This is a genomic window from Paramesorhizobium endophyticum (genome assembly GCF_014640615.1).
In the GTDB taxonomy this organism is placed as follows: domain Bacteria; phylum Pseudomonadota; class Alphaproteobacteria; order Rhizobiales; family Rhizobiaceae; genus Paramesorhizobium; species Paramesorhizobium endophyticum.
On sequence record NZ_BMHH01000018.1, the window covers coordinates 39,303 to 59,583 of the forward strand.

The 20,281-nt window shown below is 62.7% G+C and carries 13 protein-coding genes; 5 read left to right on the plus strand and 8 right to left on the minus strand.

Going from position 1 to position 20,281, the window contains the following annotated elements; translation table 11 throughout:
- Positions 1–116: 116 nt before the first annotated feature.
- The 3 genes from IEX53_RS18290 to IEX53_RS18300 form a co-directional block, all read right to left on the minus strand.
- On the minus strand, positions 117–4,523 hold the full coding sequence (locus IEX53_RS18290) for an autotransporter outer membrane beta-barrel domain-containing protein (protein ID WP_188825621.1): 4,407 nt from the start codon (positions 4,521–4,523) through the stop codon (positions 117–119).
- Between the two features lie 239 nt (positions 4,524–4,762).
- Positions 4,763–6,610: an ABC transporter ATP-binding protein gene (locus tag IEX53_RS18295; protein WP_188825622.1), complete on the minus strand. Its 1,848-nt coding sequence runs from the start codon at positions 6,608–6,610 to the stop codon at positions 4,763–4,765.
- Positions 6,611–6,970: 360 nt separating this feature from the next.
- Positions 6,971–8,830, minus strand: coding sequence for an ABC transporter ATP-binding protein (locus IEX53_RS18300; protein ID WP_188825623.1), 1,860 nt, complete (start codon positions 8,828–8,830; stop codon positions 6,971–6,973).
- Positions 8,831–9,208: 378 nt separating this feature from the next.
- On the opposite strand from IEX53_RS18300, the gene IEX53_RS18305 reads away from it, so the two are divergent.
- The gene (locus IEX53_RS18305; RefSeq protein WP_188825624.1) at positions 9,209–9,727 is read left to right on the plus strand and encodes a tRNA (cytidine(34)-2'-O)-methyltransferase; all 519 of its coding nucleotides are present in this window, start codon (positions 9,209–9,211) and stop codon (positions 9,725–9,727) included.
- A 279-nt stretch (positions 9,728–10,006) separates the two neighbouring features.
- Here IEX53_RS18305 and IEX53_RS18310 read toward each other — a convergent pair whose 3' ends face one another.
- The gene (locus IEX53_RS18310) at positions 10,007–10,267 is read right to left on the minus strand and encodes a hypothetical protein (RefSeq protein ID WP_188825625.1); all 261 of its coding nucleotides are present in this window, start codon (positions 10,265–10,267) and stop codon (positions 10,007–10,009) included.
- Between the two features lie 159 nt (positions 10,268–10,426).
- Between IEX53_RS18310 and hemF the strand changes: the two genes are divergently transcribed.
- A complete protein-coding gene (hemF, locus tag IEX53_RS18315; protein ID WP_188825626.1) occupies positions 10,427–11,341 on the plus strand; it encodes an oxygen-dependent coproporphyrinogen oxidase in 915 nt (304 codons plus the stop codon).
- Positions 11,342–11,627: 286 nt separating this feature from the next.
- Here hemF and IEX53_RS18320 read toward each other — a convergent pair whose 3' ends face one another.
- The 4 genes from IEX53_RS18320 to IEX53_RS18335 all read right to left on the minus strand — a co-directional run bounded on the left by IEX53_RS18320 (position 11,628) and on the right by IEX53_RS18335 (position 15,207).
- Positions 11,628–11,882: a YjhX family toxin gene (locus IEX53_RS18320; protein WP_188825670.1), complete on the minus strand. Its 255-nt coding sequence runs from the start codon at positions 11,880–11,882 to the stop codon at positions 11,628–11,630.
- A gap of 257 nt (positions 11,883–12,139) precedes the next feature.
- The gene (olsC, locus tag IEX53_RS18325) at positions 12,140–12,976 is read right to left on the minus strand and encodes an ornithine lipid ester-linked acyl 2-hydroxylase OlsC (RefSeq protein ID WP_188825627.1); all 837 of its coding nucleotides are present in this window, start codon (positions 12,974–12,976) and stop codon (positions 12,140–12,142) included.
- 73 nt (positions 12,977–13,049) lie between these two features.
- Complete coding sequence (locus tag IEX53_RS18330) at positions 13,050–14,321, minus strand: CCA tRNA nucleotidyltransferase (RefSeq protein WP_188825628.1); 1,272 nt, start codon at positions 14,319–14,321, stop codon at positions 13,050–13,052.
- Between the two features lie 259 nt (positions 14,322–14,580).
- Positions 14,581–15,207 (minus strand): DUF1285 domain-containing protein, encoded by a 627-nt coding sequence (locus IEX53_RS18335; RefSeq protein WP_236016263.1) that lies wholly within the window; start codon positions 15,205–15,207, stop codon positions 14,581–14,583.
- Between the two features lie 299 nt (positions 15,208–15,506).
- On the opposite strand from IEX53_RS18335, the gene IEX53_RS18340 reads away from it, so the two are divergent.
- The 3 genes from IEX53_RS18340 to IEX53_RS18350 are packed head-to-tail and all read left to right on the plus strand — an operon-like array spanning position 15,507 to position 20,244.
- A complete protein-coding gene (locus IEX53_RS18340) occupies positions 15,507–16,514 on the plus strand; it encodes an AAA family ATPase (protein ID WP_188825630.1) in 1,008 nt (335 codons plus the stop codon).
- A complete protein-coding gene (locus IEX53_RS18345) occupies positions 16,514–17,410 on the plus strand; it encodes a DUF58 domain-containing protein (protein ID WP_188825631.1) in 897 nt (298 codons plus the stop codon). The genes IEX53_RS18340 and IEX53_RS18345 overlap by 1 nt, the downstream gene beginning before the upstream one ends.
- Positions 17,407–20,244: a DUF4159 domain-containing protein gene (locus IEX53_RS18350; RefSeq protein WP_188825632.1), complete on the plus strand. Its 2,838-nt coding sequence runs from the start codon at positions 17,407–17,409 to the stop codon at positions 20,242–20,244. The genes IEX53_RS18345 and IEX53_RS18350 overlap by 4 nt, the downstream gene beginning before the upstream one ends.
- The last annotated feature ends 37 nt before the right edge of the window (positions 20,245–20,281 follow it).

Below are 20,281 nucleotides of genomic sequence, written 5' to 3' on the forward strand. Positions count from 1 at the left end.
ATCAAAACATGAACGGCTTTAGTAAGGTAATTTCTGACTTCATCGCGACGATGTCAATCACGACAACGCCCTCTTCATGTGAGGCGCCGGAGGAAGAAGCCAGCAATACTTACCCCCTACCACTTCACCTTCAGCCCGATATTCCCATTCAGCCTGTAGCTGTCGGCGAAGTGTTCGAGGCTGGTGTCGATGGTGACCTCGCCATAGAGGGCATATTTTCCGTCGGCCCAGCTATAGGTGCCGCCGCCGCCGAGGCCGCCCCAGTAACGGTCGTTCTGGGCGGCGAAGAGGACGTCCGATACCTTGATCTTGGTTGCCCTGCCGAATTCGTGGGAGAGGTTGGCGATGGCGTAGAGGTCGGCCTGGGTGAGCCTGCCTTGGCTGTCGCGCCAGGCCTGGCTGTAATCGGCGGCCAGCCCGAGCCGGCCCTTCAGGCTCTGGGTCTCATCATGGGTGACATGGGCGTTGAAGCTGTCCCAGAAACCGTCGAACCGCACCGCCGACCAGGTGAGTTGCACCTGCGGCGTCACCGACCATTCGGGTGTGATGGCGACACGCTTGCCCGCTTCCAGGCTCAGCGCATAGCCGAAGCCGTCGATCTCGCTGGCGAGCGTGCGCCGTCCCGTGTCCGACGTCAGGTCGCTTGTGTACCAGGTCGTCTGGGCGACGGCGTCGGCATAGACCCCGTCATCGCCGTACCAGGTGAGTGTGCCGCCGAAACCGTAGCCATTGGCATCGACCCCGCCCAGGCCATGCACCGAGCCCATATTGGCCTTGGCATAGCCGTAATGCATGGTGAACCCGCCGATCACGCTGCCCATGGGTGTCTCATAGAGCTTGCCGTCGATGCCGGCCTCCATGCCATAGGTGTTGGTGTTGAACCGCGTGGCGCTGGTGGAATATTTTGGCTCGAAGCGGCCATGCGCGCCTTCGATGCGGCCCCAGACATAGGAGTCGGTGCTGATCTCGCCGCCGGGAGCCACCGTCCCCTGCCCCGCGCCTTCACCGGCCTGCCCCGCGCCGCTGCGGTAGCGGCTGCCGACACGCTGGCGCAGGGTGCCGACATCGTTCAGCTCCTGCAGGACTTGCGAGTAGGCCTCGTAGACCGGCACACCGGGATTGTATTGCGGCGGCGGATTGCAGCCGGCCCCTTCGCAGGGGGGAGGCCCTTGATTTTTCAATTCTGACCGCAGGTACCAGTCGCCGTCAGCCGAGGCGTCGACGCTGCCGGTGCTTCCCTTGGGGCCCTTGAAGAGCCGGTAGGCATAGGCCCCCGCCACCACTGCCGGGTCGCCCTGGGTGGTGGTGAAATCGCCCTTCAGCGTAAACACGCCGGTGGAAGCGCCGTCGACCTCGACGACCTTGATGCCGTTCGCAGTGGTCTGAGCGCCCGTGCCGCCTGCATTCTTCACCTGCAGGAAGCCCGTGCCCGCAGTGTCTCCCTTCACGTACAGAAGGTCGGTCGGTGAATCGTCCTTGTCGAGCACGGTGTTGAGATAGATCGTACCGCCCTGCCCCTCATAATCGCCGGCAATGGTGAGCGTCGTGCCGGGGTCCGAAACACCCAGCCTGACAGCCCCCGCATTGGCGAGCGAACCGAGGCTCTGATCGTATCCCGCCAGATCGAGCGTAGCGCCGCTGCTGACAGAAAATGCGGAACCCTGGCTGAACACACGGGCCGCGGCGGCTTTCAGCGTGCCTGCCTCGACATCAGTGGCGCCGGTATAGCTGTTGGCGCCGGACATGACGAGCGTACCCTCGCCAAGCTTGGTAAGCGGACCCGTGCCGCCAAGCGCTTGCGTTTCCGAGAGGGTGAAAATATTGGCCTTGTCGGCGATATCGAACCCGCCACCAAAAGCGCCCCAATTGATGGTGCGCGGTGTCTGCGTGAAGCTCGTGCCGGTCACGCGCAGCGTCCCGCCGTCGAAAGTCAGCGCCCCCGTCGGGGTGGTGCCGGTGCAGCCGAGATTGCAATCGGAAGCGACCTGCAACACGCCAGCGTCGAATTCCGTGCCGCCTGTATAGGTGTTGGCGCCGCTCAACACCAGGGTGCCGCCATCGGTCTTGCGCAGTTCGGACGCGCCGGTGAGCACCGCCGAGATCGCCGTGGTCATCCCCGTGCTTTCGCTCGTCTGGTTGCCGACGTCGATGATCGTTTGTCCGCTCGCATCAGGCAGCAAGGTGATGGCGTCATTCGCCCTCCCCGTCACAGTGTAGCCGTCCACCGCAAATTGCATGCCTGAGACGGCGACCCGCCCGAAACTTTGGCTATCGACCGTCACGCCGCCGCCCTGTCCCATGAAATAGGCAAAGCTGCCATCGGTGAAGGCGCCATTCTGGGAGCCGTCTTGATTGGTCCAGTTGGTCGGAGGGGTTCCGCCCTGGGAACCTCGCCATGTGCCCGTTCCGCCCGAGCCGCCGGCCACATGGGTGGGCGCAAGATTGCTGCCGTCCCAGTAATTGAACGTGCCGACAGGAGTCGAACCGGCGTTCAGATACACATGATCGCCGGTAATGAGCAGGCTCGTGCCGGGCGGCAGGGTGCCGGGCTGCAGGCCGCTTCCGGTGGGGTTGTTGATCGTTCCGGAGACAAGGCCATAATGAACCGGATCGAGTGGGACGCCGGAATTGTTGGCGACATTCACGATGCCGCCATTGAGATTGACCGTGCCGCCCACCTGCACCTGCAGCGCATCATGATCGCCGTTCGGCGACAGGCCGTAATCGTAGCTCAGTATACCGCTGTTCTGCACGGTGAGATCGCCAAGGATCTCCACCTTGTTGACGCCATTGCCGCTGCTGTCCTGCGAGAGCAGCGTACCGCCATCCAGCACCACGCTGCCGCCGATCCTGCCGCCGTTCAGGACGCTTTGGTCTTCACCGCCTGCCAGCGTCGCGCCACCGGTCACCGTGATCAGACCCGTCGCCGCCGCGTTGTCGCCATTGATGATCAGGGTGCCGGCAGTGACGTTGGTATCGCCTGCATAAGTGTTCCTGCCCGACAGGATTTGCGTGCCGCCGGTCAGAGTAAGGCCCCCTGTTCCGGAAATCACGCCCGCAAAATCACCTCCATTCGCAGCGGTGATAGAAAGCGTGTTGCTGCCCAGAACGACTTTCCCCTGCGCGTCGCCGGAAAGACTCTTAAGGGCAATATAACTGCTGGTTACACCGGAAATATCGAGCGTGCCGGGGTTTTGGCCAGCCCCCGCGCCATTGATCGTGACGCTGCTCGCCGGGCTAAGATCGCCATTTACACCCAGTTTCAAGGTGCCTTGATCGATACTCCAGGCGCCGTCCGTGCCGACCTTGCCAAGCACTGTCCAGGTGCTCGTGCCGGTCTTCTGATATGCGTCGAAACCTTGAAAAAGTGTATTGCCGCCGGCGGGACCGAGTGCGGCAAGATCGAAATTCAGGACATCAGTCGCGCCACCGAGTGCGAGGATATTGCCGTTTCCGGCGGTGGAGACGACGTTGCCATAGAAACGGAAACCACTCTGCATTTCGAGAATATTATTAGAGCCCTTGATTTCAACGGCAAGCGATCCCCAGCTATTCGTTTTCTGGTTACTACTTGCCCATACCTGGGCGGCATTGACGATCCTATTGTTGCTTCCAGTCACCCGGATGGCCGGAACCTGCGGGATTCCTGTGTCCGCGTATATTGTGCCGCCTTGTATAATGCCGCCATTTATATTGTTGATCACGTTGTGGTCGCCCAGCACCAACACTCCGACACCAGGCAAAGAGCTTGGGGTATTATTGTTACCGCCCATGACGCTACCCGTGATACACCCTGTCGAGATACACCCACTGTTGCCATTGATGAACGTCACATGATCGGTTAGGACCACCCCCGCACCGCCCTCCGCCCCACCTACCCCGTCGGAATCGCCGCCCCAAAGCTGGCCGCCAACGCTGTTATCCAAGGTAGTACCGAAGGTACTCCCGCCCTGCATATAAACGCCGACACCACCACCACCCGTGGAGGTGGCAATGCCGTTGGCTGCCGTCGAATTACCACCTTTTATAAAAGTTGGCGCGAGCCCGGCAGTGGGGCCAATGGTGAGGGTGCCGGGGCCGGTGAAGAGCAAACCGATGCCGCCGCCGCCCCAGCCTGCGGAACCACCTCCGACCCCGCCTTTTCCACCAAGGATTGATCCCGTAAAAGTCAATGAGCCGCCCGCGGTCAGTGCGGTGCCGCCGCCGCCGCCACCACCCCCATTCTGGCCGTCGCCGCCGATGATGCGTGGGTCATAGTTATTTATTCCAACACCAACATTTCCGCCGCTTGGATAAGCAAAGCCGATACCACCGCCAGTTCCGCCGAGAGCACCGCCGCCGCCATTACCGCCTTTTCCCCCAACACCCGCCCCGCCTGCACTCGTGCCCGCGCTACCGCCGCCGCCGCCACTGCTGCTACCGCCATCACCGCCAACGCCGCCCGGTCCCGTACCGCCCTTCCCGCCACCATTGGTGCTCTGCGCAAGCGCGGGCGCGGCAGCAAACAGCGCACTCCCCGCCATCAAGGCGAGGCAGAAAGCTACGCACCCGCTAAATTCCCAAATCCTGTTGCTGCTGAGGGGGGAGCTAATATTCACAGAAGCAGACAATGTATTATGGGAAGTCATTCCAATCCCCCGGCCGAATTCAACATCAAAGCAAAACCAATGAATAGACTAATAGAACAATTTGTTTAAAAAAGTAAATATAAATTGTAAATGCACAATAAAACTCATGAAATAACAACAAATGAACGAGGACGTTACTTCACAACCCCAATAAACCCGCCCGACTGCCGCGCCCACAGTCCGGCATAAATCCCGCCTCGCCCCAGCAATTCCTCATGCGTCCCCTCCTCCACGATCCGCCCATGGTCCATCACGATCAGCCGGTCGAGCTGGGCGATGGTGGAAAGCCGGTGGGCGATGGCTATCACGGTCTTGCCTTCCATCAGGCGGCGCAAATTCTCCTGGATCGACGCCTCCACCTCTGAATCGAGCGCCGAAGTCGCCTCGTCGAGGATGAGGATCGGCGCGTTTTTCAGAATGGCGCGGGCAATGGCGATGCGCTGGCGCTGGCCGCCGGAAAGCTTCACCCCGCGCTCGCCGACAAAGGCCTCCAGTGCCTTCCGGCCTTTGAAATCCTCCAGCGACGCGATGAATTCCTCCGCTTCCGCCTGGCGCGCGGCGGCGAGCACTTCCTCCTCCGTCGCATCGCTGCGCGCAATCAGGATATTGTCCCTGAGCGAGCGGTGCAGCAGCGCCGTTTCCTGGCTGACCACCGCGAAAGCCTGCCGCAGCGAGACCTGGGTGACGTCGCGAATATCCTGCCCATCGATGAGGATACGGCCCTTTTCCACATCGAACAGCCGCAGAATCAGATTGATCAGCGTCGTCTTGCCCGCGCCCGAATGCCCGACGAGGCCGACGCGCTCGCCGCCCTTGATCGAGAGGCTGATATCGTCGAGCACCCCGCCCTCCTTGCCATAATGGAAGGTGACGTGCTCCACTTTGATCGCGCCCTTTTTTACCTTCAACGGCTTCGCGCCCGGCCGATCCTCCAGCCCCAGCGGCGCGGCGACGAGGCGCATGGAGTTCTCGATCACACCCAGCTCCCGCAACATGCTGTTGAAGCGGTTCATCAATTGCTGGAGCAGCATGTTGAGCCGCAGCACCAACCCGAGCGTGAAGGAAAGCTCCCCGACCGTCATGAGGTTTTGCGTCCACAGATCGATGGAGAAAGCGGCCACGGCCACGATCATCACGCCGGAAAGCGCGGTAAGCGCCACGCGCACGCCGGTCAGGGAACGGTAGAAGGGTAGCACCGCGCCAAGGAAGCGATCGAACCCTTCGCGCAAATAGGCTTCGTCCGCATCGGGCGTATTGAGCTTGATCGTCTGGATGTTGGAATAGCTGTCGACGATGCGGCCATTGATCATCGACCCGGCCTCGGAGGCCGCTTCGGAGCGCCGGCGGATCACCGGCAGATAATGGCGCGCGATGATCCCGAAGGCTGCGATCCACAGGATGACGATTGCCGCCAGCCGCCAGTCGAGGCTGCCGACCAACACCAGCGTCGTGACGCTATAAATTAGCATGAACCAGACGGTCTGGATGAAATCGAGGATGAAATCACCCGCCGCCTGTCCCGCCTGCCATACCTTGGTGGCGATGCGTCCTGCGAAATCGTTCTGGAAGAAGGCATAGGACTGGCGCAGCACATGCGCATTGGCTTGCCAGCGGATCAGGGTGTAAACTCCTGACGTCAGCGTCTGCCAGTCGAGAAGCGTGTTGAGAATGGTCACGGCAAGACGGATGAAGAGAACGGTCACCGCCATGAAGACGAATTCCGGGCCGGCCTTGGCGACGAGCGCATCCCAGCTGCGGTCCGGCGTCTCATTCAATATATCGACCAGCCGCCCCATGAAGTAGAACAGCCCCGCTTCCACCAGCGGCATCAGCCCGCCGACGACGAGCGCCAGCGCCAGCGGCCCTTTCGCCTGGCGGCCATAGTGCCAGAGAAACCGAATGATCGTGCCCGGCGGGCGGAGATCATCCGTCTTGCGAAAAGGATCGACCCAGCGCTCGAAAAGGCGGTAAATGGCGTTCATATTGTCAATTTAGGGTGTTAACGGCGAATAGCGAGTAGAACCTGGAGCATTTCCTCTCCAGAGAAACGGTCTCGTTCTACTATCGTTGTGGCGCGTCACCGTAGAGGAATGGATCCCAGTGACAAGCACTGGGATGACGCAGTGGAGAGGTTCTTTCCACTGCCGGATATGCTTCCGCCAACCGGATATGATTCTGCCAAGTAGAGAGGGTGAAGGTATGCGAGCCAACAGCTAATCCAATCCGTCATCCCAGTGCTCGTCACTGGGATCCATTCTTCTACCTCTCCATTACCACAACCAGCCAAAACAAGATTCAGGCGAATCCCGCAAAGCATGAACGGCTCTAAACGCTATTGCCCCCTACTCCGCCGCCGCCTCCCTCTGCGCCTCATCGTCAAACCCCAGGAACCCGCCCGACTGCCTAGCCCATAGCCCGGCGTAAATGCCGCCCTTGGCGATAAGCGCCTCATGGGTGCCGTCCTCGACGATGCGGCCCTTGTCCATCACGATCAGCCGGTCGAGCGCGGCGATGGTGGAAAGACGGTGCGCGATGGCGATGACGGTCTTGCCCTCCATCAGGCGGTAGAGATTATCCTGGATCGCCGCTTCCACCTCGGAATCGAGCGCGGAGGTCGCCTCGTCGAGGATGAGAATCGGCGCGTCCTTCAGGATGACGCGGGCGATGGCGATGCGCTGGCGCTGGCCGCCCGAAAGCTTGACGCCCCGCTCGCCCACATGCGCGTCGAAGCCGCGCCGGCCCTTCGCGTCGGTCAGCGACTGGATGAAATCGCCAGCCTCCGCGCGCTTCACCGCCTCCAGCATCATCTCCTCGCTGGCATCGGGACGGCCATAGAGGATGTTGTCGCGCACGGAGCGGTGGAGGAGCGACGTGTCCTGCGTCACCATGGCGATATTGGCGCGCAGACTGTCCTGCGTCACCTTGGAAATGTCCTGCCCATCGATGAGGATACGCCCGCCCTCCACATCGTAGAACCGCAGCAGCAAATTGACGAGCGTCGACTTGCCCGCGCCGGAGCGCCCGACAAGGCCGATCTTCTCGCCCGGCTTGATCGTCAGCGACAGATCGTCCATCACGCCCTTGTCCTTGCCGTAATGGAAGCGGACATGGTCATAGACGATCTCGCCCTTTTTGACATGGAGCGCGGGCGCGCCCGGCGCATCGGTGATGAGATGCGGCTGGGCGATCGTGCTCATGCCATCCTCCACCGTGCCGATATTCTCGAACAGCGCCGACATCTCCCACATGATCCATTGCGACATGCCGTTGAGCCGGATCACGAGTCCAATACCGACCGCAACCGCGCCTATGGCCACGGCCTCCCCCAGCCACAGCGCGATGCCCACGGCGCCGACCGCAAAAAGCAGCAGGCAGTTCATGAAATAGAGCGAGAAGGAGAACTTCGTTACCAGCCGCATCTGCTGGTTGACGGTATCCTGGAAGCTTTCGAGGCTCTCACGGACATATTCTTCCTCCCGCCGGGAATGCGAGAAAAGCTTGACCGTGGCGATATTGGTGTAGCTGTCGACGATCCGGCCCGTCATGGACGAGCGCGCATTCGCCTGCTCTTCGGAGATGACGCGCAGGCGCGGGATGAAATAGCGCAGCAGCCCGATATAGCTCAGCAGCCACAGCACGAACGGCACCATCAGCCGCCAGTCCGCCGAGGCGGCGATGATGAGCGTGCCGCTGAAATAGACGATGACATAGACGAGCACGTCGAGCAGCTTCATCGCCGTCTCGCGCACGGCGAGCGCCGTCTGCATCAGCTTGGTCGAGACGCGCCCCGCGAACTCGTCCTGAAAGAAGGCCATCGACTGACGGATGAGATAGCGATGGATCATCCAGCGTACGCGCATCGGGAAATTGCCGAGTAGCGTCTGGTGGATCACGAGGTTGTGCAGGAGCACCACGCCCGGCAGCAGGACCAGCACCACGCCCGCAATCAGCGCCAGCCGCCAGCCTTCATTGGCAAGGAACGTCTCGCGCGACTGGTGCGAGAGCCAGTCGACGATATTGCCCATGAATGCGAACAGCGACACTTCGAGAACGGCAATGGAAGCCGCCCCAAGCGCCATCAGCCCGAGCCACAGCCGCATGCCCTTGGTATAATAAAGGCAGAACGCAAGAAGCGTGCGCGGCGGCGTTTCAAGCTCAGCCTCGGGATAGGGGTAAATTCTGTCTTCGAACCAGCGGAACATGACGAAACCTCAAATATCGGGCCTCGGCATAGCCAATTCCGTTGAACTTGGCGAGTGTTTGCACTCAGATTACCCCGCGCATTGCTCTTTTGTGGCGGATGCATCACATTGTCATCCACTGATTGGAGGCAGGCTGATGGCTGCGAATGAGCGCAGACAAGTTCGCACCCTCCTTCCCCCTTGCGGGGAAGGTGCCCGCGTTAGCGGGCGGATGGGAGTGGTGACGCTAGCGCATTTGCTGGAGACAATAGAGTAAACGTCACCACCCCCACCCGACCCTTCGGGCCACCCTCCCCGCAAGGGGGAGGGAAGGCGCGAACGGTCATCCAACGCTGTTCGCTGGCGTTTCCGCATTAAGTCCCTCCCTGAGACATCCCCATGCCCCTCCACATCGCCCTTTACCAGCCCGACATCCCCGGCAACACAGGCACCATCCTTCGCATGGCGGCCTGTCTTGGCATAGCCGTAGACGTGATCGAACCCGCCGGCTTCGACATTTCCGACCGGGCCTTGAAACGCGCCGGGATGGACTATCTGGAGCAGGCCGCCCTCACCCGCCATCTCGACTGGGCGCATTTCGAAGCTTGGCGCAAGCGCGAAAACCGCCGTCTGGTGCTGTTCTCCACCAAGGCCGCCGAACCCTATACCCGCTTCGCCTTCAAGCCCGGCGACGTGCTGCTGTTCGGTCGCGAATCCTCCGGCGTCCCCGACCATGTGCATGAAAGCGCCGACGCGCGGCTGCTGATTCCCATGGTGAAAAACGCCCGCTCGCTCAATCTCGCCCTCACGGCGGCAATGGCGGCGGGAGAGGCTCTGCGGCAGCTTGACCAGCGGGAAGACAGGCTTGAAGGACTCTTGGCGGATATCACGCCCGGCAATATCCACGGAGACACTTAGAACCACGTTGCGGCGCACTACTGCCGTCATGCCCAAGTGGCCAGAGAGAACGCGCAGCCCTGGCAACCCCTTCACCCTCGCCCTTCGAGGCTCGCTGCGCGAGCACCTCAGGATGAGGGTGAAGGGACGCCCCGGCGCTTCAGAACGATGGCGGAGGGGTCGCAGCGTTTCAGTAGCCCTCATGGTGAGGTGCGACCCTGACCCTGAGCTTGTCGAAGGGGAAGGAGAGCCTCGAACCACGAGGGCGCTTGGCGCTGTTCCGTCAAACCATGAGAGATATTAATCCGCCGTCGGCAGCCGCCGCATCGTAAACTCGATCACATCGTCCGGGCGCTCGCACCAGCTTTCGATTTCGGTCCAATAGGCGGCTTTGGGGAACTGGGTGAACCATTCGCGCGCCTTTTCGCGGGCGTCGTGGCGCGGCAAGGTGAATGTCTCGCGGATGAAGCCGTCGCGCGGCAGGCGCTCCTTCTGGGCGCGGCTTTCCCGCAGGCGCTTGCGCAGGCCGTTGAGCGGCGGGCGGGGCAGATTGGCAATCATGACGAACCCTTGACTAACCCTTCCTAGGTTGAGCCTAGCGTGGAAAAACCCGAAATACGAGTCATTTATGCGCAGGCGCGGTTAACCCTGCCAGCCTTTATCCCTTTGCCGCATATCGATTATTTTGTTAGAAAGTCATAAAAAAGGATATAATTTCCAATGCAGCGTCCCGAAATTCCCGCCATCCTCCCCCCCGACCTCGAAGAGAAGAAAGCCATCGCCAGGGCCTGGTTCGAGGAACTGCGCGACAAGATATGCGCGACCTTCGAGCAGATCGAGGACGAGCTCGAAGGCCCGCTTTCCGACCGCGAGCCCGGCCGTTTTGTGCGTACCCCCTGGCAGCGCGACGAGGGCAAGGGCGGCGGCGGTGTGATGTCCATGATGTATGGCCGCGTCTTCGAGAAGGTCGGCGTCCATGTCTCGACCGTGTTCGGCGAGTTCAGCCCCGAATTCCGTTCGCAAATTCCCGGCGCGGAAGAAGACCCGCGTTTCTGGGCGTCAGGCATTTCGCTCATCGCCCATCCGCAGAACCCCAACGTCCCCGCCGTGCACATGAACACGCGCATGGTCGTCACCTCGCGCCAATGGTTCGGGGGCGGCGCGGACCTTACCCCGGTGCTCGACCGGCGCCGCACGCAGGAAGACCCCGACAGCATCGCCTTCCACAAGGCGTTCAAGCTCGTCTGCGACCGCCACGCCCATGTCGCCGATTACGACAAGTTGAAGCAATGGTGCGACGAATATTTCTTCCTGCCCCACCGCAACGAGCCGCGCGGCATCGGCGGCATTTTCTTCGACTGGCTGCATTCGCCCGAGGAAGCCGGCGGCTGGGACGCAGATTTCGCCTTCACCCGCGACGTCGGGCGCGGCTTCCTGGTGATGTATCCGCATATCGTGCGGCAGAATTTCAACCTCGACTGGACCGCGGAGGACCGGCACGAACAGCTCGTCCGCCGCGGCCGCTATGTCGAGTTCAACCTGCTCTACGACCGCGGGACCATCTTCGGTCTGAAGACGGGCGGGAATGTCGATGCGATCCTGTCGTCCATGCCGCCGGCGGTGAAGTGGCCGTGAGTGGCGGGCGCCTCCATTGAAAGCTCGGTGGGACAGCGCCCCCCTCTGTCCTGCCGGACATCTCCCCCGCAAGGGGGGAGATTACGCTGTCATAGCCGTCCCGCACCAATCGCAAATGTCGCAATATGTGCGGTGATCGTCGTGCCAGCCAATCTCCCCCCTTGCGGGGGAGATGCCCGGCAGGGCAGAGGGGGGCGCTGTCCCGCCAGCATCTCAAATCAGAACTGCTAAAAGCTCGATTCCCTCCTAAAGAAATGAAAGGAGCCGGTCACCCGGCCCCTCCCCTTCACCTGTTATTAGCCTGCGCCCGCACATTCAGCCGCCCCTGCATGGAAATGCGATAGGGACCGCCGGAGCGGGATTCGATCAGCCGTTTTCGCCGCAATTGCTGGAAGACCGCCATCGTGCAGTCGGCCAGCACATAGCCTTCGCGGGTGAAGCATTCGATTTCGGTGATGCGTCCGTCTTCGCGCAGATGGCGGATATAGCCGCCTTGCGCCAGCACGTGCAGCACGCGCTGTTCAATGCGTGAGATATTCATCGTCGTTAATGCCTGGATGGAAACCATGACAAGCACCGGCGCGCGCGGACAGGAAACACCCGCCCTCGGCCAATGCTGTTTCCGCTCCTGAACGTAACCGAAGAGAACGCCGTCAGCGTCGCTCAACGCGGCAATCGTTCGGAACGATCAGAGGCTTCCCACAATCTGAGACATCAACAATTCCGTATTCGAGGCAAAAGGGGCCTAAAAGGCTCCTTCCGCTCATCTAAAAGCGCCGCTGCCGGAAGTCAAATGCTTCACGTCTTCGGCTGGTTGCGCAGCCTTTCGGCCTCGGCATAGAATTTCTTTTCCCACTCATTGTGGTTGTCCAGCCCCTCCTTGATGAAGGGCGTGAAGATAGCGAGGTTCATCAGGCACCAGTTGACGAAACGCGCCGGGAATTTCAGCGGCTTGACGAAATCGACGAACAGCACCACGCGCGTCTTGTCCGTATGGTTCCATGCCTCGTGCTCATAGGCGTCGTCGAAGATCAGCACCTTGCCCTCGTGCCAGTGGCATACCTGCTTGTCGACGCGGATGGCGAGCTTGTCGTTCGGCTCCGGCACGATCAGCCCCAGATGTAGCCGCAGCACGCCATTATAAGGCCCGCGATGCGGCGGCAGGTGCTTGCCCGGCTCGAAGATCGAGAACATCGCCGTCGTCAGGCCCGGTATCTTGTTGACGATGCGCCAGGTTTCCGGGCAGGCCTTGATGTTCTGCTCCGACTTCACGCCGAAGCCGAGCAGGAAGAAGGTCTTCCAGCGATTGTCCGAGGAAATGGTCTTCACATCGGTCGAAATGTCATGGAAGGAGGGCAGCTCGCTCTGGCGCTCCAGCACCTTGTCCAATTCCCTGCGGATGAGCGGCCATTCCTTCTCGATGTCAGCCGCCCAGGGAAAGGTCGCGTTGTCATAAACCGGCGGATTACCGAGCTTGGCATATTTCAGATTGAGCCGCTCGGCCCAGGCAACGATGGCCATGAAGAAGCGGGTGATCGGGCTTGGCCGCTCCATGGGCGCGATGCCCTCGGTTCCGAATTTCTGCTGGGCTTCGGATGAGGCTTGTTGCTGTATCGATGGATCGAGACTGGTCATTTCACTCAACTCCAACAAGAACACTCTGCGCCGGGCGCAATAGAGAACGATTGCGGCTTAGTTTTGCCGGCCATCAACTGTTCGTTTCATTTCCGTTAACCTTGCCCAGCAGCGCCTCGCGGTCAAGTTTAAAACCGGAATCGATCCAGATTGTCTCAAGCGACCGCAGCATCTCTCCAAGCCTTGGTCCCTTTTTGACACCCAGCGCCAGCAGATCGCCGCCCGTCACCGGAAACACGGGCGCTTCATAGCCATCCACAGCCTCTAGAAGGCGCGCGAAGCCGCCAGCGCGGATCATCGCCTTGTCGCTGCCGATTGCCTCCTGCCGCGCCGCCGCATAGACCAGTTGGATGCGGTCGCGCACGGCCTGCTTGTTGCCGCGATAGACGATCTTCTTCAGCGCCTGTTCGGAAAATTCCGGCCCCACCGTACCGGCCCGCGCCCAAGCCTCTAGCCGCGCCCGCTCGGCATTGGACATTTTGAGCCGCGCGCCCAGCGCCTCCATTCGCTCCGCGTTCGGCGGCACGATGCTCATCAGCCGCAGCAGCGGGTCAGCCGGCCAGCCCAGATCCTGTTCGGCGCGCACCAGGCCATGAATGGCGTCGATCCCCCATTTCTCGCTTTCGGGCAGTATAAGGGTGAGAACCCCCGTCTGCCGCATCCAGAGCAGCGCGCGCGAAGGGTCGGGCGCTAAGAGGAGCTTCTTGATCTCCTCCCACACCCGCTCCTTGGACAGACCAGTCAGCCCATCCTTTAGCCGGTTGCAGGCTTTGAGCCCCTGCGTTTCGGGCCGCCCCGAGCCGTACCAGGCAAAAAAGCGGAAGAAACGCAGTATGCGCAAATAATCCTCGCGGATACGCGTCTCCGCGTCGCCGATGAAGCGCAGCGTCCGCGCCTCGATATCCTTGAGGCCACCGGCCGGGTCGATCACCGTTCCGTCCGCCCGCGCGTAAAGCGCATTGATGGTGAAGTCGCGGCGCTCCGCATCCGCCTTCCAGTCGCGGCCGAAGGCGACCTTGGCCCGGCGGCCATCAGTCTCCACATCGGCGCGCAGCGTCGTCACCTCATAGGGCTTGCCCGCGGCCACGACCGTCACCGTTCCGTGGTCGATCCCGGTCGGCACCGCCTTGAAGCCGAGCGCGGTGGCCCGCCTCGCGGTTTCGTCAGGCAAGGTGGTCGTCGCGATATCGATATCGCCCACTTTCTCGCCTATCAGCGTATTGCGCACCGCCCCGCCGACAATTCGCGCCTCCTCCCCGCCCTCGCAAAGCGCCGCCAGCAGCGCCTGCAAATGTTTGTTGGCAAGCCATGGCGCGCGGTCGGAGATGGAAATGGTGTCGTTCATGCGTTCCCCTTGAATGGAAATGTCGGCGAGGCGATACCCCCCTCTGCCCGAGGGGGCCGCGCTGGCGCCCTCCTTCCCCCTTGCGGGGAAGGTGGGCGCGTTAGCGGACGGATGGGGGTGGTGACGTTTGCGCTTTTGCTGGAGAAAGTGGCGCAAACGTCACCACCCCCACCCGGCCCTTCGGGCCACCTTCCCCGCAAGGGGGAGGGAGGGCGCGCGGCCAGTCCGGCAGGACAGAGGGGGGTAAACTGCGCTGCCATCAAACCATATCCCCCTTCAACCCTTCCGCAGCCATAATCGTAAACACCGCCCCCCGCGACCGCACCACGAACATCAACCGCCCCTCAATTTCCATTTCCTCTCCCAGCGCCACCAGATCATACATCACTGGCCGCGCCAGCAAGGCCTCCAACCGCCCGCGCACCCTCAAATACGGCTTCAGCCCGCCATTCTCCGGCGCGATCTCGAAACGCAGCGGGTGCTCCGGCCCGGCCTCCACCACATCGCCCACATTGGTGCGGAAGGTCAGCGCCTGAGTCGCGCCCTCTCCCGTCACGCTCATCTCGACGGCCAGGAACGGCGCATCCTCCACCCTGATGTCGACTTTTTCCACAGGCGTGACGAGATAGGTCCGACCGTCCTCATCCTTGCGCAGGATAGTCGAAAACAGCCGCACCAAGGGCTGGCGGCCAATCGGCGTGCCCATGTAGAACCATGTGCCGTCGGCGCGGATTTCCATGTCGATATCGCCGCAGAAATCGGGATTCCACATCTCCACCGGCGGCAGGCCCTTTTCGCCCGCCTCGGCCCGCGCGCGCGAAATCAGCGCCTCCAGCCCGGAAACCTTTTCGCCGTCCGCTTGAGAATGTCCCTGGCCCTTTTCCATGCGACTCGAATTATCCATCGATCGTTAAGGATACGCCATCAAATAGTCACCGTCTCACGGCTTGTCAGCAGGTCACAGTCGTTTAACCTATTTGCGGACTATGATGCCCTTTCACCCTCGTGGTTCGAGGCTCCCTTCGGTCGCACCTCACCATGAGGGTGAAAGGGCGCCTTGCGGCTTCACTGTGAGGATGAGAGCATCGACGCTCCAATAGCCCTCATGGTGAGGTGCGAATGGAGCGCAGCGGAATTCGCCTCGAACCACGAGGGCGCTTGGCGGCGGAAGATTGAGAGGGAAATATGAGCGTTATTGAAAAGACCGGCACCATCGACCCCAAAGCCCTCGTTGCCGAAGCCGAGCGCGCGCTGGCCGACATCGCGAAAATCCGCGAAGGCGTGGGCACCGTCATCTTCGGCCAGGAAAGCGTGGTCGAGCGCACCCTGGTGGCGCTGCTGGCGGGTGGGCATGCGCTGCTGGTGGGGCTCCCCGGTCTCGCCAAGACCAAGCTGGTGGAGACGCTGGGCACGGTGCTGGGCCTCGATGAGCGCCGCATCCAGTTCACCCCCGATCTGATGCCATCTGATATCATCGGCTCGGAAGTGATGGAGCAGGATGCCGATGGCCGCCGCTCCTTCCGCTATATCAAAGGTCCAATCTTCGCCCAGTTGCTGATGGCGGACGAGATCAACCGCGCCAGCCCGCGCACGCAGTCCGCGCTTTTGCAGGCGATGCAGGAATATCATGTGACGGTCGCAGGCGAGCGCCACGACCTCCCCTCGCCCTTCCACGTGCTGGCGACGCAGAACCCACTGGAGCAGGAAGGCACCTACCCGCTGCCCGAGGCGCAGCTCGACCGCTTCCTGATGCAGATCGACATTTTCTATCCGGAACTCGAGGCCGAGCGGCGCATTCTCCTGGAAACCACCGGTACTTCGGAGGCGAAGGCGAGCACTGTCATCAGTGCCACAAGGTTGAAGGAGATGCAGACGCTCATCCGCCGCATGCCGGTTTCGGAAACGGTCGTGGACGCCATTCTGAAACTGGTGCGCTCCGCCCGCCCCGGCGCGGGCAATGCCGAGGCTGACCGCCATATTGCCTGGGGCCCCGGCCCGCGCGCCAGCCAGGCGATGATGCTCTGCGCCCGCGCCCGCGCGCTTTACGATGGCCGCCTCGCCCCCTCCGTCGACGATGTGAAGGCGCTGGCCGAGCCCGTGCTCCAGCACCGCATGGCGCTGACCTTCGCCGCCCGTGCCGATGGCATGAATGTCCGTGACGTCATCGGCAATCTTGTGAAGGCAGCCATTTGATGGCGGCGCTCGGGCGAGAGGTTGAGCCGGTCGCCAAAAGCGACGCGCTTGCCCGCGCCAGGCAGCGCGCCGCGATGGTGCCCGACCTCCTGGTCGAGGCCCGGCGCGTGGCGAATACCGCCGTTTCCGGCTGGCATGGCCGACGGCGGCGCGGCATGGGCGAGAATTTCTGGCAGTTCCGCCCCTATACCCAGGGCGAGGCGCTGTCGCGCATCGACTGGCGGCGCTCCGCCCGCGACGACCATACCTATGTGCGCGACCGCGAATGGGAAGCGGCGCATACGGTCTGGCTCTGGGCCGATCCTTCCGCCTCCATGCTCTACCAGTCCAGCCATACCGATGTTTCCAAGGAGTGGCGCTCGCTGATCGTCACGTTGGCGCTGGCGGAGCTTCTGTCGCGCGGCGGCGAGCGCATCGCCTTTCCGGGCGTCATCGATCCATTCTCGGCCCGCAACGGCGCAGAGAGACTTGCGACCGCACTTTCCCACTCCGCCAATCTCGCCCCCCTGCCCGATGTCGGCAATATCAGGCGCTTTTCCGACGTCGTGCTCGTCAGCGATTTTCTCCATCCGGTTGATGAATCGCTGGCGCTGCTCGACCGCCTGGCGCGGCGCGGCGCCCATGCCCACCTCGTCGAAATCGCCGACCCGGCGGAGGAAGCCTTCCCCTATTCCGGCCGCACCGAATTTCGCGACCCCGAGACCGGCGCACGGATCACGGCGGGCCGGGCGGAATCCTACGCCGAGGAATACCGGCGGCTTTACCTCGCCCGCCGCGACACGCTCGCCGCTTTCTGCCGCAGGCTTGGCTGGAGCTACACCGTCAACCGCACCGACCGCCCGGCTTCAGAAGCGCTGATGCGGGTGCATATGCATTTGGGCGGAGGCGCGGCATGAACGCGCTCCCCTTCGCCTTCGGCGCGCCGGCCATTCTCGCCGGGCTGATCGCCCTGCCGGTGATCTGGTGGCTGCTGCGCATGACGCCGCCGCCGCCGCAAAAGGAAGTATTTCCGCCACTCAAAATCCTCGCCCATGTGCTGAAAAGCGAGGAAACGCCCAACCGCAGCCCGTGGTGGTTGACGCTGCTGCGTCTCGTTATCGCCGCGCTGGTCATCCTGGCGTTGAGCCAACCCGTATGGAATCCGCGTCCCGCCACGCTGTCGGGGAATGAGCCCGTCGCCATCGTGCTCGACAATGGCTGGGCCTCGGCGAAGGACTGGACCGAGCGGCAGGCTGCGGCGGAGCGGCTGATCAGCGATGCTGAGCGCTCGGGCGCGCCGATCTATCTTATCGGCACGGCGGAGCGGCCCAATGCCGAAATCGGCCCGTTCGACGCCGTAGGCGCGCGCGAACGCCTGCAGGCGTTGCAGCCCCGCCCCATCCCGGTCGATCGCGAGGAAGCGTTCAAGCGCCTCGCCGCCGCAATCACCGTAACGCCGGGTACGCGAATCGCCTATTTGAATGACGGCATCGAAACGCCTGGTGCGGAAGCCGCCGTCCAGCAGCTCGATGGCAGCGGCGCAGCCTCCATGCTCTGGTACAAGCCCGATACCAGCGACCTTGCAGGCATCGTTTCGGTCGAGAATGGCGCGGACGCACTCACCGTCAACGCCGTGCGCCCCGCCGGTTCCGCCGCGCCCATGCGCGCCACCGTCGCCGCGCTCGACGCCAAGGGCCGCCACATTGCCGAAGCGCCGCTTGTCTTCGCACCCAGAGAAACCACGGCGCAGGCCCGCCTCCAGGCCCCCATCGAACTGCGCAATGATTTCGCCAGCGTGCGCATCGAGAGCGCCGGGCAGGCTGCAGCGACGCATCTTCTCGACGACAACTCCAAGCGCCGCCGCGTGGCGCTCCTTTCCGGCACAGAGGCCGATGTCGCCGCCGCCCAGCCGCTGCTATCACCGCTCTATTACATCTCCCGCGCGCTCCAGCCTTATGCCGATCTGATCGAGCCGCGCACCACGGATTTGAGCGAGGCGGTGCCGGAGCTTCTCGACCAGAAGCCGTCCGTGCTCATCATGGCCGATATCGGCAAGCTGCCGCAGGCCGCCGAGGAGCGGATCGTCGACTGGGTGTCAAAAGGCGGAACATTGATCCGTTTCGCCGGGCCAAAGCTTGCCGGGGCGAGCAGCGACGATTCCCTGCTGCCCGTGACGCTACGGCGCGGCGAGCGCTCGCTGGGCGGCACGCTGTCATGGTCGCAGCCGCAGCCCCTCGCGGCCTTCCCGGCGACGGGTCCCTTCGCGGGCCTCCCGACGCCCAAGGACGTCACCGTCACCAGGCAGGTGCTGGCCGAGCCCGCCGCCGACCTCATCGAAAAGACCTGGGCGAGCCTTGCCGATGGCACCCCGCTCATATCGGGCGAAACGCGCGATCAGGGCCGCATCGTGCTCTTCCATGTCGCCCCTGATGCCGGATGGTCCAACCTGCCGATCAGCGGCACATTCGTCGAAATGCTGCGCCGCCTCGTCGTCCTCTCGCGCGGCGCGGTGGGGGCCGAGACCAGCGCGGCCAATGTTTCGCTGCCGCCCTATCTGGTTCTGGCAGCGGATGGCGCGATGACGCCGCCCACGCCTGACGTGAAGCCCCTCGCCGTCAGTCCCGATGCCACCCCCTCGGTCAGCTATGAAAACCCGCCCGGCTTCTACGGCTCGGAAGAGGCGCTGCGGGCGCTGAACCTGCTTGGCCCGAAATCCGAGCTAAAGCCGCTGATGGAGCCGAAACTCTCCTTGCCTCTGACGACCACGGCCTATGCCGCCGACACCTCTTTCCCGCTGCGAGGGCCGCTCTTTGCCGCCGCCGCGCTGCTGCTGGCGCTCGATACGCTGCTGATGCTCTGGCTCGGCGGCCATCTGCGCCTGCCGTCGCGTAAAGCCGCCCTACTCGGCGTTACGCTTTTGCTGCTGCTGCCTGCCGTACCCTTCGTTACGGCTTTACCTGCATTGGCGCAGGAGCAGGCGCATAATGACGAGAAGCCCGGCGACAAGGCGATGATCGATGCCGTCTCCTCCACCCACCTCGCCTATGTCGTCACCGGCGACAAGGCGGTGGACGACATCAGCAAAGCGGGGCTGGAAGGGCTGACACAGTTCCTGAAGGACAAGACCGCGATGGAGCCGGGCGAGCCCATCGGCCTCGACCCCGCGCGGGACGAGCTCTCCTTCTACCCGCTCATCTACTGGCCGGTGGAGGCGAACGCTGCCATGCCGAGCGAGGCGGCGATTGCCCGCGTCGATGCCTATATGCAGAACGGGGGAACGGTCCTCTTCGACACGCGCGACGAGCTTGCGGCGGGTGCCGTACCCGGCGGTACGACGCCCAACGGCCAGCGCCTGCGCGCCATTCTCGACGGCATGAACGTGCCGCCGCTGGAGCCGGTGCCTGATGATCACGTCCTGACGAAATCCTTCTACATCATGCCCGACTTCCCCGGCCGCTATCGCGGCAGCCCGCTCTGGGTGCAATCCTCGCCCGACAGCGAAAAACGGGAAGATCGCCCGGTGCGCGTCGGCGACGGCGTCAGCCCCATCCTCATCACCGCCAATGATCTGGCTGGAGCCTGGGCGGTGAACGGCCAAGGCATGCCGCTGCTTCCCACCGTGCCGAACGACCCCATGCAGCGCGCCTATGCCATGCGCGGCGGCGTCAACATCATGATGTACATGCTGACCGGCAATTATAAATCCGATCAGGTGCACGTGCCCGCCCTGCTCGAGCGGCTGGGGAACTGAGCATGATCCCAAAAAGTTGCAGACTTTTTGGATAAGA